The sequence below is a fragment of the Variovorax sp. GW821-FHT09D07 genome (genome assembly GCF_059416345.1).
In genome coordinates, this window is record NZ_JBWKOY010000010.1 from 184,398 (window position 1) to 198,929 (window position 14,532).

Below are 14,532 nucleotides of genomic sequence, written 5' to 3' on the forward strand. Positions count from 1 at the left end.
ATGCTGTAACCAAGAGCCCCGGAGCGGGGCTCTTTTGTTTCCAGCCGGCGGGTGCCTATTGCGCCCGCTTGAAGTCGAGGATGTTGTCCCCTGCCTTCGGTGCCTTGTCGTCGGGCGGCGAGAAGCTGAAAGCCTTCGGATCCCGTATCGACGTCATCTCGAACAGCGGGTTGATCCGTCCCAGTTTGGCGCCACCATCCCGCACCAGCGGAGCCCAGGCAAAGTTCGCAGTGAACTTGCTCGAGCGCGGCAGCAATGCGTCGAAGGGAATGGAAACGTAGATGCCCTTGTCGAAACTGCCTTCGCCGAACTGTGCGGCGGACACATTGGTCTTGGTGGCCCACGCGCCGATCGTCACGCCGTTGTCGAAGCGGCGGCTAATGTCGAGGGTGACGCCACGATCGCCCGCCAAGTATTGACCCGCACTGATCCTGGCCTGCACGCCGTTCCATCCCGTGTCCCAATAGAGCGTGGCGTGGCCGGTGTTGACCTTGTAGTCGCGCAGGCCGAGGTCTTGGGCAAAGTCGCGCTGGCGCACGTGGTTGATGTCGATGCCGAAAGCGAACTTGCTGCGCCACGGACGATAGAGCCACTCGGCACCCACGCCGGCGAACATCGACTCGAGGGCGCCGCCGTAGACGCTGTAGTACTGGTCTTCGTTCAGGCGGCCCACGTGGGTCAGCTGAAACACCGGCATCGTCAACCGCTTGGTCGTTGCGTACTCGCGTTGGTAGGTTCGCACGCGGGGAAGGTTGCTGGGCGCCGTGTAGGTGAACTTGTCGAAGTTGTCGATCAGGCGCCAGTTCAGTGCGGCGTTCATCCAGGTGCTCGGTGTGAAGCGGTACTCCGCGGTGGCCGAGACGCCGAGTTGGTAGAGCATGAAGGCATCGGGGCCGCCGAGGATCTGCGAGAAGCTCGGGGTCAGGCCGAACGTGAGTCTTTCCGTGCGTCGTTCCCACGGCGCCATGGCCGGCGTCTCGCCGGACGATGTGGTGGCGGTTGTATCAGTGGGTGTGCGCTGCGGCGATGCCGGCACGTAGAGCCCGTCTTCGGCCCGGCCGCGCGGCGGGGCGTAGTCACGCTGGTCCGTGGCGCGCAGTTCGGCGGGCGTCTGGGCCTGGTAGTGCGCTGTCACCCACTCGCTGCGATCGACAACCTGCGTGTGCAGCGCCAGTCCGCGCTCGTTGTAGTGAAGCACGAAGTGCTTGATCGACGCCGGGGCATCGCGATGCATGACGGCAATGACCTGCTGCACGCGGGCCTCGCGGTACACCGTGTGGCTTTCGGTGATCCAGACGTGCGCGCTGTCGCCTTGCGGCGCGATGCGCTGCACGGTCCATTCGGTGCGTGCCTGGATCTCCGCAGCGGTAGAGGCCCATCCAGGTGGATTGGCTGGAGCCTCCGGCGTGAAGCGGGGCGGCGGCGGATCTGCGGGCTTGCTGGCTCGCATGCTCGCCAAGTTGGTGGACAGGGTCAGGCCCAGCATCACCTTGTTGCCGCGCTCCAGGCCGGCGGTGAAGGCGACGCCGGGTGAGTAGCGATATTCCAGTCCGATGTTGAAAGGCGAGCGCTGAACCTGATTGTTCTGCTGAGGCTCGTTCTTGTAGTTGTTGCCTTCGTACTCGAGCTTGACGGTCAGGGGGTCCCAGGGGGTGCGCCATTCGACGCCGCCGAACAAGGAGGCTGGCCCTCGAAAGAAGGCCTTGAAGTTCGCCTCGCCGCCCGTTGCGGAGCTCACCGTGCGCGTTCTGAAGCGATTGCTCAGGGCGAGCAAGGGGTTGCGGATGTTTCCGCTGTTGCCCAGGTATCCCCAGCCGATGCCGAGGCTGAAGTCGAGATCGCCGTAGCGCTTGTTGGCGACCAGGTATTCGGCCGAAAAGAGGCCGGTACCGCCAAGGTCGCGAAAGCCCAGTGCAACCTGAGGCACATACGCGGATTCGCGCAGCAGCCGCAGCTTCACGTCGATGCTCTTGTCCTTATTGCTCTGGCCCGTGGTGCTGGCGGCATACGCGCGGTTGCTGATGGAGGTGTAGCGAAAGCCTGCCTCCATCCAGTCCAGTGGCTGGAACATCACGTTCAGTCGCGTATAGGGCGACACGTGGCTGATCGAGGTGCGGAAATCACCGGCCTCGCCCATGCGTGCCGTCGGCGTCTGGAGCAGGCCGGTTTCGCCCCAGTCGTTGCTGCTTGTGCGAGGCGCCTTGTATTGCGGGGCCGAGGCATCGGGGCGCACCGAGATGACGCTCTCCGGCGGAACTGACGGCGGAATGGACGTATTGATTGTGGCGGCCGGCTTGGCAACTGCAAGCGCGGCAGTGGTGGTGCCCAGAGCCGCTGTCTGCGGCGAAGGGCCCTGGGTCGCCAGGAACTTGATGATGCCTTCCGATGCGTCGACCAGTTCGGTCATGCCGCGCGGCGCTGCCCAGATCCATGCACCGGGCGCCGGCTCATCGGAGGGGTGGCCGTTCCAGGGGGCGATGCCCACGCGGGACGTTCGGCCGTCGGGCTGCGCCACCCATGCCCAATCGTGAGTCGTGTTGGGGGCGCAGGCGATGACGTAGTCCCAAGCGGTCCGGCCGGCCTCGTGCGCCACGTGGCACAACTCGCCATTGGGGCGGACAACCGCGATGGTTTTCAATTGCGGGGAGGGCGCAATGAGCTGCTGGCCGGCCGACAGCACGGGGTCTTGATCCGGGTGCGCCTGCAGCCAGCGGGGGTCCACGATGCCCAGCGCCACGCGGCCGGTGATCGGCAGGTTCTGCAGCCATGTGATGAGCTTCAGCCGATCGAGTTGCTCGGGGCGCGGTGCGCGCCTGCTGGCCGCCTCGAGGCGCACGAGCAGGGTGTTCTTCAGAAACTGCTGGGCCAGTCGTTCCTGCGGTACGCGCCATGCGAGCCCGGGCGCGGCCGAGCCCTCGGGTTGGCGCAGCAGCCAGGTGCTCAGTCGTTCGCCGGGTCGCACTTCGGCATCGCTTGCGGGTTCAACGGTCGCTGCGTTCTGCGACGGCTCCGCCGCGGCGCCAAGACTTGCCATCAACGCGCAGGCAAGGGCCGTTCGACGGGGCCAATGCGGGGGGCTGATGGCTCGCAGGAAGAGGGGGCTCATGTACCAGCGCGCGCCGCGGTGCCGGCTGCTGGTGCGGGGGGTGTCCACTGTTCGAAGCTCATGCAGAGGTCGCGGGAAATACATTGCTCCGAATACACGACCTGAGGGGCGCCAGAAGCAAATGAAACGCCGAAGCGCGCGGGGGGGACGGAGGCTGCCGCAGGGCGGGATGCGCTGCGTTCTTCATACCAGCGCAAGGAGCTTGCGGGCGCGCCGGCGAGCGCGCTGTCGGTGGGCGGCGCGATCGATGTGCGCACGATGTCGTCGCGAATGCCGAAGCGATAGCCGGGCATCAGGTCGCGTTCGCGCGCGTAGGTCTGCGTGGTGTTGGCAGTATGAGTTTGCCAGGCGGGTGGGTTGGCAAGTCGAACGTCGCGCCAATCGATGGACAGCCCAGTCGTGCCGACCAGTTGACCATTCAGAAGTCGGACGACCTCGCCCGTGCCGCTGTACCAAACCTCGACGGGCCCTTCGGCGCGCTGATCGATATAGCCGAGCACCATGTACAGGACGCGCCCATCGACGGTGGTCCGCAGGTACCGATAGCTGGGGTTGAAATTGGGCTGGGTTGCTGCAGACTCGCCGCGATACAGCAGTCGAGCTGAATCCAGCATGGCTGAAGTTCCGGAGGAGCAACCGCCAACGCCCAAGAAAAACGTTGCCCAAAGGCAACGTTCTAAGAGTCGCGTGGCGGAAGCAACGCGCGGACTTTTCAGCGAATGCCCTCCTTTCAGGAGGGCAACCAGCATTAACGCGTGCCGGTGGTGCCCGTGCCGGTGGTGCCGGTGCCAGGGACGAAGAAGCCGCCGCCGCCGTTGCCGTTGTTGCTGCTGCCGAGGGTCAGCATCAGTGCGCCGGTGCCTGCAACAGCGCCCCATTGAACGGGGGTCAGGCCGCCAAGGCCAGCAGCGGTTGCGCTCGGAGCGCCAGCAGGGCCCGGCGTAAATGCGCGATTGTTGCTTGCGGGCGCAGGGGTAACCTGCGTTTGGGCAAAAGCCGACGAGATTGCCAGGGTGGCAAGGGCGACGGTAGCAACCAGTTTGTTCGTCTTCACAGTGATCCTCTCAAAGGGTTTTTATGCTCTTGACTTGAGGTTAGCAGCATCAGAAGTGTGCCGCAACTAATTTGGCCCGGTGGATGAGGCGTTTGCCACGGCATCCTTGTAACTGCGTATTGCCCCGATTCTTGCGGGTGAGTGTGACGGGCACATGTGTATCTCAATGCTACGTAACGTTCCGCCCAGGATGACCGTAACGACGGCGACTGGCGCGCAGCTCCATCGGCGGGGTCCCGGGCGTTACCGCCGCATTTCTTCAATGAAATCAACGCACTCGCCGAGCCATCGTTGCGATGGGCCGCATGGCCGACTCCCAGGCATCGTTCCTGCAGTACCCCGAAACGAAAGTTGACATTCAAGGTAGGCGCGCGGGGCGCAACAAGGGGATATGCGTGATTCGATTGTCTGAAGGCGTGGGAGCGGAAGGTGTGCGGGTGTGCGAGCGCGCAGCAGGTGGCGTGATCGGAGGCGTCTGCTCATGATGAATCACCTGTCCGCCGGCAGCGCACACTCGGCGCCGGCACTCACCGGCCGGTACGCCGCCTTGGGCTGTGCCTTCTTCGGTGCCCTGATCGTTGAGGGCGACCTGGCCCTGGCCGATCGCATGCGACGCCTCCTTTGCGACTTGGCCCCGGGTCGCCGCGTCGTGATCGCCTCCACGCACGCGGAAGCGATCCGTCTGCTGGCCGCGCTGCCCTATGACCTGGTGCTGGTCGACATGCACTTGGCTGATGACGGCGGCGTCGCGCTCCTGTCGCACCTGCGGCGTACCTACCCGCAGATCGACGCCATCGCCATGTCGAAGGACGACGACCGCCTGCTGGTCGAGGCCGCGATCTCGTCAGGAGCCGCCGGCTATCTGCTGACGAGCACCGAAGATGCTGAACTCTCTTTCTTGCTGCGCTCGATCGAGCGCGGCGGTTCGCCGATGGACGCACGCGTCGCGCGTCGTGTTCTCGGCCTGATTGCGGCGTCCGCGAAACCGGAGGGTGTCGAGTCCGCGCTGCGCGACGGCGACACGGTCTCGCCCCCGATGCCTGCTCCCGGGCTGCTGTCACCTCGGGAGCTCAATGTGCTGCGCCTGATCGCGCAAGGCTGGAGCAATCGGCAGATTGCCGAAGCGATCTGCCTCTCGATCAACACGGTCGAGTTCCACGCCAAGCGGATCTACCGCAAGCTGGCCGTCAAGTCGCGCACCCAGGCCGTTCGGCAGGCAACCCAGTACGGACTGCTGAGCTGAGCGCCGAGGGCCGTCGCGTGCTGTCGCGCACGTGCTGCGGCGCCGTGCGCACGCGCGGCAATCATTGAAAAACCCTTTTGCGCCCCGCTACAATCTCGGGTTGACCTTGCTGCGGCGAAGGTCAGCCCCTGCTCCAGCGAAGAAGACTTAGAGGATCCCCATGAGTGACATGACCTCCGGCTCGCCCCGGATCGACACAAGCAAGCGGACGTGGTTGATCGCATCCAGCTGTGCCGGCGTAGCGGGCGGCGTGGCCACCGCAATCCCTTTTGTGAGCACATTCCAGCCGTCCGAAAAGGCCAAGGCCGCAGGCGCCGCGGTCGAAGTGGACATCTCGGCCCTCAAGGTCGGCGAAAAGATCACCGTCGAATGGCGCGGCAAGCCGGTCTGGATCCTCAAGCGCAGCCCTGACCAGGTCGCCGAACTCGCCAAGCTCGATGGCCAGCTCGCCGATCCGCTCTCCAAGCGTCACCCCGACGAATTCACGCCCAAGTACGCACAGAACGGCCACCGTTCGATCAAGCCCGATGTGCTGGTCGTGGTCGGCATCTGCACCCACCTCGGCTGCTCGCCGGTCGACCGCCTGCAGGCCGGCCCGCAACCCTCGCTGCCGAACGACTGGGAAGGCGGTTTCCTCTGCCCTTGCCACGGTTCCACGTTCGACCTCGCCGGTCGCGTCTTCAAGAACAAGCCCGCTCCTGACAACCTCCCTGTGCCTCCGCACATGTACCTGTCCGACACGCGCCTGCTCATCGGCGACGACAGCAAGAAGGCCTGAGGGAGACCACGAACATGGCTGAATTTCACGAAGTTTCCCCGAACGCCCCCGCCGGTGAGAAGCTGCTCAACTGGGTCGACAACCGCTTCCCGCTGACCAAGCTCTGGAACGACCAGTGGGGCAAGTACTACGCACCGAAGAATTTCAACTTCTGGTACATCTTCGGCTCGCTCGCGATGCTGGTCCTCGTGATCCAGATCGTGACCGGCATCTTCCTCGTCATGCATTACAAGCCCGACGCGAACCAGGCGTTCGCATCGGTCGAGTACATCATGCGCGACGTGCCATGGGGCTGGCTCATCCGCTACATCCACTCGACGGGCGCCTCGGCGTTCTTCATCGTGGTGTACCTGCACATGTTCCGCGGCCTCATGTACGGCAGCTACCGCAAGCCGCGCGAGCTGATCTGGGTGTTCGGTTGCGCGATCTTCCTGTGCCTGATGGCCGAAGCCTTCATGGGCTACCTGCTGCCCTGGGGCCAGATGTCCTACTGGGGCGCCCAGGTGATCGTGAACCTGTTCGCCGCCATCCCGTTCATCGGTCCTGACCTGGCCCTGCTGATCCGCGGCGACTACGTCGTGAGCGACGCCACGCTGAACCGCTTCTTCAGCTTCCACGTCATCGCCGTGCCGCTGGTGCTGCTCGGCCTCGTGGTGGCCCACCTGATCGCGCTGCACGAAGTGGGTTCGAACAACCCCGACGGCATCGAGATCAAGGCCAAGCGCGGTCCCGACGGCCATCCGCTCGACGGCATCCCGTCGCACCCGTACTACACGGTGCACGACATCTTCGGCGTGGTGGTGTTCCTCACGATCTTCTCGGCCGTGATCTTCTTCGCGCCTGAAGCCGGTGGGTACTTCCTGGAGTACAACAACTTCATCCCGGCCGACTCGCTGAAGACGCCGAACCACATCGCTCCGGTCTGGTACTTCACGCCCTTCTATTCGATGCTGCGCGCCACCACCGACGACATGGTCAACGTGTTCGCGCTGATCATCGCCGCGGCCGCCGTCTGGAACTTCATCAAGGGCAAGTCGGGCATGGGCCTCAAGGTTGCCGCCGTGGTCGTGGCCGCCGTCGTGATCTTCCTGCTCAAGACCTTCGACGCCAAGTTCTGGGGCGTGGTCATCATGGGCGGCTCGGTCATCATCCTGTTCTTCCTGCCGTGGCTCGACCACAGCGAAGTCAAGTCGATCCGCTACCGTCCGAGCTGGCACAAGTATGTCTACGGCGTGTTCGTGTTCCTGTTCCTGATCCTGGGCTACCTGGGCATCCAGGCGCCCGGCGTCTGGGGCAACCTGGTCATCGGCTCGTTCGCCCTGGACATCGCCCAGACCATCTCGCAGATCGGCACGCTCTTCTACTTCGGCTTCTTCCTGCTGATGCCGTGGTGGAGCCGCAAGGGCGAATTCAAGACCGTGCCCGAGCGCGTGGTCTTCGCCGCCCATTGATGCGCGCGCAAGTGCAAGAGAGCTTGAGAGAAACACGATGAAGAAAAGAATTTCCGGCTGGCTCGCTGTCATGGGTCTGGCACTGGGCCTGACCTTCTCCGCGGCCGCATCCGCCGAATCGGGCGGTCTGGCGTGGGACAAGTCGCCCAACAAGACCACCGACGTGGCGGCCCTGCAGAACGGCGCCAAGCTGTTCGTCAACTACTGCCTGAACTGCCACTCGGCCGCCTTCATGCGCTACAACCGCCTGCAGGACATCGGCATCAGCGAGCAGCAGATCAAGGACAACCTTCTGTTCACGACCGACAAGGTCGGCGAGACCATGAAGGCCAACATCGACGCGCGCCAGGCCAAGGAATGGTTCGGCACCACGCCGCCCGACCTGACGCTGGTCGCACGTTCGCGCGCCGGCCACGGCGGCACGGGCCCCGACTACCTGTACACCTTCCTGCGCAGCTTCTACCGCGACGACACCAAGGCCACCGGCTGGAACAACCTGCTGTTCCCGAGCGTCGCCATGCCGAACCCGCTGTGGGAACTGCAGGGCGAGCGCCTGCCGGTGCACGCCAAGGTCGAGCAGCACGGTCATGCCACCGACGTGTTCACGGGCAAGTGGGAGCAAGTGACCCCCGGCACGCTGACCCCGGTGCAGTTCGACAGCGCAGTGGGCGACCTCGTCGGCTACCTGCAGTGGATGGCCGAGCCGGCACAGAACACCCGCGTGCGCATCGGCGTCTGGGTGCTGCTGTTCCTGGCCATGTCGGTGGTTTTCGTATGGCGACTGAACGCCTCGTACTGGAAAGACGTCAAGTAATTCCGTTCACGCCGACCGGGCGCCTCGTGCGTCCGGTCCCACAGAGTGGGTTGCCCAGGCGACCCACTCTTTTTGATTTTTAGGAGTCTCTCGCCATGATGGTCTTGTATTCAGGAACGACCTGCCCCTTCTCCCACCGCTGCCGCTTCGTGTTGTTCGAAAAGGGCATGGACTTCGAGATCCGCGACGTCGATCTCTACAACAAGCCCGAAGACATCAGCGTGATGAACCCGTACGGCCAGGTGCCGATCCTGGTCGAGCGCGACCTGATCCTGTACGAGTCGAACATCATCAACGAGTACATCGACGAGCGCTTCCCGCACCCGCAACTGATGCCCGGCGACCCTGTCGACCGCGCCCGCGTGCGCCTGTTCCTGCTCAACTTCGAGAAGGAACTGTTCGTGCACGTCGCCACGCTCGAGAACCGCACCGCCAAGGGCAACGAGAAGGCGCTCGAAAAGGCCCGCTCGCACATCCGCGACCGCCTCACGCAGCTCGCGCCCGTGTTCCTCAAGAACAAGTACATGCTGGGCGACAACTTCTCGATGCTCGACGTGGCCATCGCGCCGCTGCTCTGGCGTCTCGACTACTACGGCATCGACCTGAGCAAGAACGCGGCGCCGCTGCTGAAGTACGCCGAGCGCATCTTCTCGCGCCCGGCCTACATCGAAGCACTGACGCCTTCCGAAAAGGTCATGCGAAAGTAAGTAAGCTGCGTGCTTGCTTCCTTCGTTTTTCGCCGCCTTTCATGATCAACGCGCTCGAGTCCTCTTCCACCCGCCCGTACCTCATCCGGGCGCTGTACGAGTGGTGCACCGACAACGGGTTCACGCCCTATGTCGCGGTGCTGGTCGACGACACCGTCCAGGTGCCGCGCGAGTACGTGAAGAACGGCGAGATCGTGCTGAACATCAGCTTCGACGCGACCAGCTCGCTGAAGCTGGGCAACGACTTCATCGAGTTCAAGGCCCGCTTCGCCGGCACGGCGCGCGAGATCAGCGTGCCGGTCGGCCGTGTGATCGCGATCTACGCCCGTGAGAACGGACAGGGCATGGCGTTCCCGGCTCCCGTGCCGACCGCCACCACGTCCGATGATGGCGATGACGCCGCCTCGGCTGCGGCTTCGCCGAACAGCGCGCCGCGCATGCCGCTGCGCGATGCCTCGCGCGGCACCGAAGGCGACGCCAGCAAGGTGTTCCATCTGGTGACGGGCGAAGAGGGCGACGAGACGGTCGACGCCGGCTCGGCGCCTTCCGACCCGACCGACGAGCCACCGCGCCCGCCGGCCGGTGGCGGCGCCCGGCCGTCGCTCAAGCGCGTCAAGTGACGACGCGGTCGGCCCCAAAGCCGGCCGCTTAGAATCGTCGCCAGCACTGCTTTCTTTCAGCCGCTTTAGCTCAATTGGTAGAGCACCCGCCTTGTAAGCGGAAGGTCGTCAGTTCGATTCCGACAAGCGGCACCAATCAAAAAGAGCCCGACAACGTCCTGCGTTGCCGGGCTTTTTCTTTGTCTCCCTCGACCTGTCCGGCGGTCCGGACCGGCCGCAGAAGCCGACGGAACGCCGCGGGTCAGCCCACCTCCACCGTCACCCGCAGGAACGTCGCAGCGATCAGGCAGGTGTTGGGGTACTGGCTCTGGTTCTGGCTCTGGAACAGCGTCACCAGTTCCGTGCGCAGTTCGTCGGTGCGCCCCGCCTGGGCTGCCGCGTCGAATGCGTTCATGGTCGGGCCGTAGAACTGCCGGAAGGTGTCGACGAACTCCGCCGGTGAACCCTTGAAGTCGAAGATGTAGCTGTCGCGTTCCCAGCTGATGGCCTCCGAGGCAACGCCCGCCGCGCCAAAGCGCTCGATGATGTTCGGGGTCGAGCCCCAGCCCATCGGGCTCACGAAACCCTCGGGCGGCGGGGGCGCATACGACGAGCTGATCTTCAGGATCTGCGCCACCAGCGTCGGGTCGTTCGGGATCCAGTTGCCCATGAGGATGCGGCCGCCCGGACGCGTGACACGCACCATCTCCCGTGCCACGTCGAAGGGCTTGGGCGCGAACATGGCGCCGAACATGCTGATGACGAGGTCGAAGGACTTGTTCTCCAGCCGCAGCTCGCAGGCGTCCCCTTCCTCGAACCGGCAGCTGGCCGACAGCCCGGCCTGGGCCGCCCGCCGGTTGCCCGCGGCGACCAGGTTGGCGGCGATGTCCACGCCCAGCACCTGCGCGCCGAGTTTCGCGGCCGGGATGGCGGTGTTGCCGTCGCCGCAGCCGAGGTCCAGCACCTTCATGCCGGGCGTGATGTGCGCGTGCCGCACGACGTCTTCACCGCTCTCGCGCATGCTCTCGGCGATGCGGGTGAAGTCGCCTTTTTCCCAGAGGGCCTTGTTCGGGTTCATGACTTCACCTTCTCGATCATGTGGTCGATCACGTGCGTGTGCTCGTGTTGCGGGCTGAACATCACGATCTCCGCGTCGGCGTCGACCTTGACGTTGTGGCCGGGCGGCCAATAGAACAGGTCGTTGGCCTGGACGGTCTCCTGCTCCCCGGCGTCGTCGGTGGTGGTGATCTGGCCCTTGAGCACGAACCCCCAGTGCGGGCACTGGCAGGAGTTGTGGGTGTTCAGGCCCTGGAAGAGCGGCGTCGTGTCGACGCCCGCCGACAGCGTGAAGTACTCGCCGCTGATCTTTCTGTAGCCGGTCGCGTCGCCGAAATTCAAACGCTGCCGGATCAGGGCACCGGGAATTTCCATCTTCACGTCGACGGCGTCTTTTGCGATATGCATGAGGTACTCCTTGAGGGTCCGCGGGCGCGAGGGTGATGCGTCTATTCGTTGCACCCGCCAGATTCGATAGACGGCATACTGATGCTCCACGCTTGGCGTTCCTGAAACGTTCCCGGCCCGTGCCGGGGGAAAGGAATCGCGATGTCGCCCCCACCGACTCCGCCGTCCGAAGCCGTGTCCATCCGGCTGCTGGGCCCGTTCCACCTGAGCGTGGCCGGCGATGACCCGCAGATTCCCTCAGTGCCGCTGACGCGGCGCGCCGCCGAGCTGCTGCAGCTGCTGGCATTGCAGCCCGGACGCAGCCTGGCGAACGAGCAGGTGGTGGAAGCCCTGTGGCCGCACCTGGACCCTGACGCCGGCAGCGCCAACCTGCGCAAGGCCGCGCACCACGCGCGCCAGTTCATCGGCCAGCCCGACGCCCTGGTGCTGCGAGGCGGCCGGGTCTTCCTGCTGCCCGACCAAGCGGTGGCGTGCGACGCCGAGCAGTTCGAGCGCGCAGCGGACGAGGCCCTGCGCAGCGGCGATCCGCAGGCCTGCAAGGCGGCCGCACAGCTCTACGGTGGCGACCTCCTGCCGGACGCCCGCTACGAAACCTGGACCGAGGCGCCGCGCCAGCGGTTGCGCGACAAGTTCCTGCAGCTGCTGCGCCAGACCGGCGACCTGGAACGGCTGGTGCGCGAAGACCCCACCGACGAGGCGGCCCATGTCCAGCTGATGCGCGAGGAACTGGCGGCCGGGCGACGCTCTTCGGCGCTGCGCTGGTACGGCCACCTGCGCGACCATCTGCAGCAGACCCTGGACATGCGCCCCGGCCCGTCGGCCGAGGCGCTGTACCGCGAATGCGTGGCGGGCCTGGAAGGCGCCGCGCCGCGTTTCGTCGGCCGTGCCATGGAGCTGGTGCGCGTCCTGGGGTGGCTGCGCGCCAGCCTCGCGGGCCGGCCGGGGGGCGCGGTGGTGCGCGCGCCGGCGGGCATGGGCAAGACCGCGTTCTGCCGCCGCGTCGCCGAAGAAGCGCGGGGCCTGGGCTGGCAGGTGCGCTCGTTGCAGGCCGGCGACTGGACCCGGCCCTACGGCATCGCGGCCGACCTGGTGGAGCCCTTGCTTGGCGAACTGCCCGACGCGGCGCAGGCCATCGGTGCGCACGCCCAGGCCGTGCTGGCGCAGATGACCACCCCGGGCGACGTGAAGCCGCTGGCCCTGCCGCTCGGGCGCCACCAGATGGTGGGCGCCGTGCGCCGGCTGCTGCTGGCCACCGCTGCGCAAAAGCCGGTGCTGCTCATCGTCGACGATGCGCACGCGGCGGACGATGCGAGCGCCCAGGCGCTGACGCAACTGGCGGCGAGCGGCCCCCCGGTGTTCGTGCTGCTCGCATGCCGGCACGCGCTGCCGCCGCTGCTGGATCGGAACACCTCGCGCTTGCAGCGTGCCGGCCAGCTGGAGGCCTTTGAACTGGGCCCGCTGTCCGAGGAAGAAGCCGCGCTGCTCGCAGTCCGCTCGGCCGACGCACCGATGACGGGCGAGGCCGCCACCGCCATCGCCCGTCGTGCCGAAGGCCTGCCGTTTGCCGTGGTCGAACTCGCGCGCGGTGCGGCCACGTCGGACGGCGCCGCGGCGGTGATGTCCCGCAGCCTGTCGTCGGCCCTGGCCGAACGCCTGTGCGACCTGGACCCCGGCGCGACGGAGGCCCTGCGCCGGTTGGCCCTGTCGGCCGAAGATTTCGACGTGGCCACGGCCGTGGCGCTGGCCGCCGACGAAGGCCACGACGCGTTGGCGCGGCTCGACCAGGCGTTGGCCGCGGGCGTGCTGGTGGTGGCCGACGGCCGCTACCGCTTCCGCCACGCCCTCGTGCGGGACGCGCTGGCCGAAGGCATCCCGCCGCACCGGCGTGTGCTGCTGCATCGCGACGTGGCGGCCCGGCTCGCGCAAGGCGGTGCGGCACCGGGCCTGGTGGGCCATCACTGGCTCGCCGCGGGCGATGCCGAGCAGGCCATGCCGTGTGCGCTGGCGGCTGCGCGCCAGGCCTTTCGCCTCGGCGCCTACGAGGACGTGTTGCGCCATGTCGAGCCGCTGCTCGCGCACCGGGCGACGCAGCCGGAAGCCCTGGCGCTGCGTGCCGAGTCCCTGGACGCCCTGGGCCGGCCGGGCACGCTGGCCGCCTACGATGCGGCCGCCGCCGTCGCGCCAGACGCGCTGTCCCACGAACTGCGCGCCAAGCGGGCCCTGGCCCAAGTGAAGATGAGCGACCCGCCCGGTGCCCTGCAGTATCTGAAGGATGTGCATCCCACCACGGTGGCGGGGCGCCTCGCCGAAGCGCTGGCCTACAGCGGCGCGGCCGCCCTGGGCTTCGGGGACCCTGCCGAAGGCACGCGCCGGTCGGCCGAAGTGCGCCGGATCGCCCTGGAGACCGGTGACGAAGGTACGCTCGTGATCGCCTCCTGGTCGCAGGCTGCGGCGGCGCACGCGCGCGGCGACCTGCACGGCAGCGTGTGGGCCGACCTCAAGGAGACGAGCCACCTGCCGCAGCTGGCGGTGCGCGTGTTCGATGGCCATCTGTGCATCACGCAGCGCTTCCTGTATGGCTCGCGGCCGTATGCCGAGGTCATCGCATTCGCCGATGCGCTGGCCACGGAAGCGCAGCGGCTGGGCGCGGCGCGCGGGCATGCGTTCGCGGTCACGCTGCGCGGCGAGGCCTGGCTGCTCAGCGGCCAGCTCGACGCCGCCGAGCAGGACCTGGTGGCAGGCGGGCGCATGCACCGCGCGATCGGCGGCGCGACGGGCGAGGCGCTGTCGCTGCAGCGCCGCTCCGAACTGGCGATCTACCGCGGGCAGATGGACCGGGCGCGCGGCCTGCTCGACGAAGCACTCGACGTCGCGCGCCAGTCCGACGTCGGCTTCCACCTGCTGGACCGCATCTACGGCACCCGCATCGCGATGGCCACGCAGCCCGACGCCGCGCTGGGCGTGCTGGAGGAGGCCGAGGCCAACGTGCGCGGCCCGCTGGAAAGCTGCCCCGGCTGCCGCATCACCTTCGCCATCCCGGCCACCATCGCGGCCGCGAGAGCGCACGAACTGGACCTGGCGGCCAGCCACCAGCAGCAGTCCGAGTACCTGGCCAACGTGGTGATGAAACTGCCGGCCTGGTACGCGTCGCTGCACGAGGCGCAGGCTCACATCGAACGGGCCTCGGGCCGTGCCGCTGCCGCGCGCGAAGGCTTCGCCGCGGCGGCGCGGGAGTTCCACGCCTGCGGCCATGCGCTGGACGCCGCACGCTGCCGGGAGTTGGCCAGCTAGGAAGTCCGCGCGGCACCGGCGTGAC

The 14,532-nt window shown here is 66.7% G+C and carries 12 protein-coding genes and 1 tRNA gene; 8 read left to right on the forward strand and 5 right to left on the reverse strand.

All coding sequences use genetic code 11. The features are described 5' to 3' along the window. Positions 1 to 55: 55 nt before the first annotated feature. From AC07OX_RS27725 to AC07OX_RS27735, 3 genes are all read right to left on the reverse strand, one after another. Positions 56 to 3,106 (reverse strand): YjbH domain-containing protein, encoded by a 3,051-nt coding sequence (locus AC07OX_RS27725; RefSeq protein WP_495262592.1) that lies wholly within the window; start codon positions 3,104 to 3,106, stop codon positions 56 to 58. After that, a complete protein-coding gene (locus AC07OX_RS27730) occupies positions 3,103 to 3,720 on the reverse strand; it encodes a YjbF family lipoprotein (protein ID WP_495262591.1) in 618 nt (205 codons plus the stop codon). The genes AC07OX_RS27725 and AC07OX_RS27730 overlap by 4 nt, the downstream gene beginning before the upstream one ends. Before the next feature lie 134 nt (positions 3,721 to 3,854). Continuing rightward, positions 3,855 to 4,160, reverse strand: a complete 306-nt coding sequence (locus tag AC07OX_RS27735) for a hypothetical protein (RefSeq protein WP_082818080.1) — start codon at positions 4,158 to 4,160, stop codon at positions 3,855 to 3,857. Between the two features lie 481 nt (positions 4,161 to 4,641). Between AC07OX_RS27735 and AC07OX_RS27740 the strand changes: the two genes are divergently transcribed. The 7 genes from AC07OX_RS27740 (at position 4,642) to AC07OX_RS27770 (ending at position 9,908) form a co-directional block, all read left to right on the forward strand. Next, entirely contained in the window at positions 4,642 to 5,403 is a 762-nt protein-coding gene (locus AC07OX_RS27740) for a LuxR C-terminal-related transcriptional regulator (protein WP_495262590.1), read from the forward strand. 160 nt (positions 5,404 to 5,563) lie between these two features. After that, a complete protein-coding gene (gene petA / locus AC07OX_RS27745) occupies positions 5,564 to 6,181 on the forward strand; it encodes a ubiquinol-cytochrome c reductase iron-sulfur subunit (protein ID WP_062473677.1) in 618 nt (205 codons plus the stop codon). A gap of 14 nt (positions 6,182 to 6,195) precedes the next feature. Next, positions 6,196 to 7,632: a cytochrome b gene (locus AC07OX_RS27750; protein WP_070059900.1), complete on the forward strand. Its 1,437-nt coding sequence runs from the start codon at positions 6,196 to 6,198 to the stop codon at positions 7,630 to 7,632. Between the two features lie 37 nt (positions 7,633 to 7,669). Continuing rightward, a complete protein-coding gene (locus AC07OX_RS27755; protein ID WP_062473681.1) occupies positions 7,670 to 8,446 on the forward strand; it encodes a cytochrome c1 in 777 nt (258 codons plus the stop codon). Between the two features lie 95 nt (positions 8,447 to 8,541). After that, complete coding sequence (locus AC07OX_RS27760; protein ID WP_062473683.1) at positions 8,542 to 9,153, forward strand: glutathione S-transferase N-terminal domain-containing protein; 612 nt, start codon at positions 8,542 to 8,544, stop codon at positions 9,151 to 9,153. A 41-nt stretch (positions 9,154 to 9,194) separates the two neighbouring features. Further along, the gene (locus tag AC07OX_RS27765) at positions 9,195 to 9,773 is read left to right on the forward strand and encodes a ClpXP protease specificity-enhancing factor (protein WP_495262589.1); all 579 of its coding nucleotides are present in this window, start codon (positions 9,195 to 9,197) and stop codon (positions 9,771 to 9,773) included. A 59-nt stretch (positions 9,774 to 9,832) separates the two neighbouring features. Next, positions 9,833 to 9,908: transfer RNA gene (locus AC07OX_RS27770), tRNA-Thr, on the forward strand. A 106-nt stretch (positions 9,909 to 10,014) separates the two neighbouring features. Here the strand turns inward: AC07OX_RS27770 and AC07OX_RS27775 are convergent. Together AC07OX_RS27775 and AC07OX_RS27780 are read right to left on the reverse strand one after the other, a co-directional pair. Beyond that, positions 10,015 to 10,830: a class I SAM-dependent methyltransferase gene (locus tag AC07OX_RS27775; protein WP_495262588.1), complete on the reverse strand. Its 816-nt coding sequence runs from the start codon at positions 10,828 to 10,830 to the stop codon at positions 10,015 to 10,017. Next, positions 10,827 to 11,216 (reverse strand): cupin domain-containing protein, encoded by a 390-nt coding sequence (locus AC07OX_RS27780; protein WP_495262587.1) that lies wholly within the window; start codon positions 11,214 to 11,216, stop codon positions 10,827 to 10,829. Before AC07OX_RS27780 ends, AC07OX_RS27775 begins: the two co-directional genes overlap by 4 nt. A gap of 174 nt (positions 11,217 to 11,390) precedes the next feature. Here AC07OX_RS27780 and AC07OX_RS27785 point away from each other — a divergent pair, with 174 nt between their 5' ends. Further along, on the forward strand, positions 11,391 to 14,507 hold the full coding sequence (locus AC07OX_RS27785) for an ATP-binding protein (protein WP_495330686.1): 3,117 nt from the start codon (positions 11,391 to 11,393) through the stop codon (positions 14,505 to 14,507). Positions 14,508 to 14,532 lie beyond the last annotated feature (25 nt).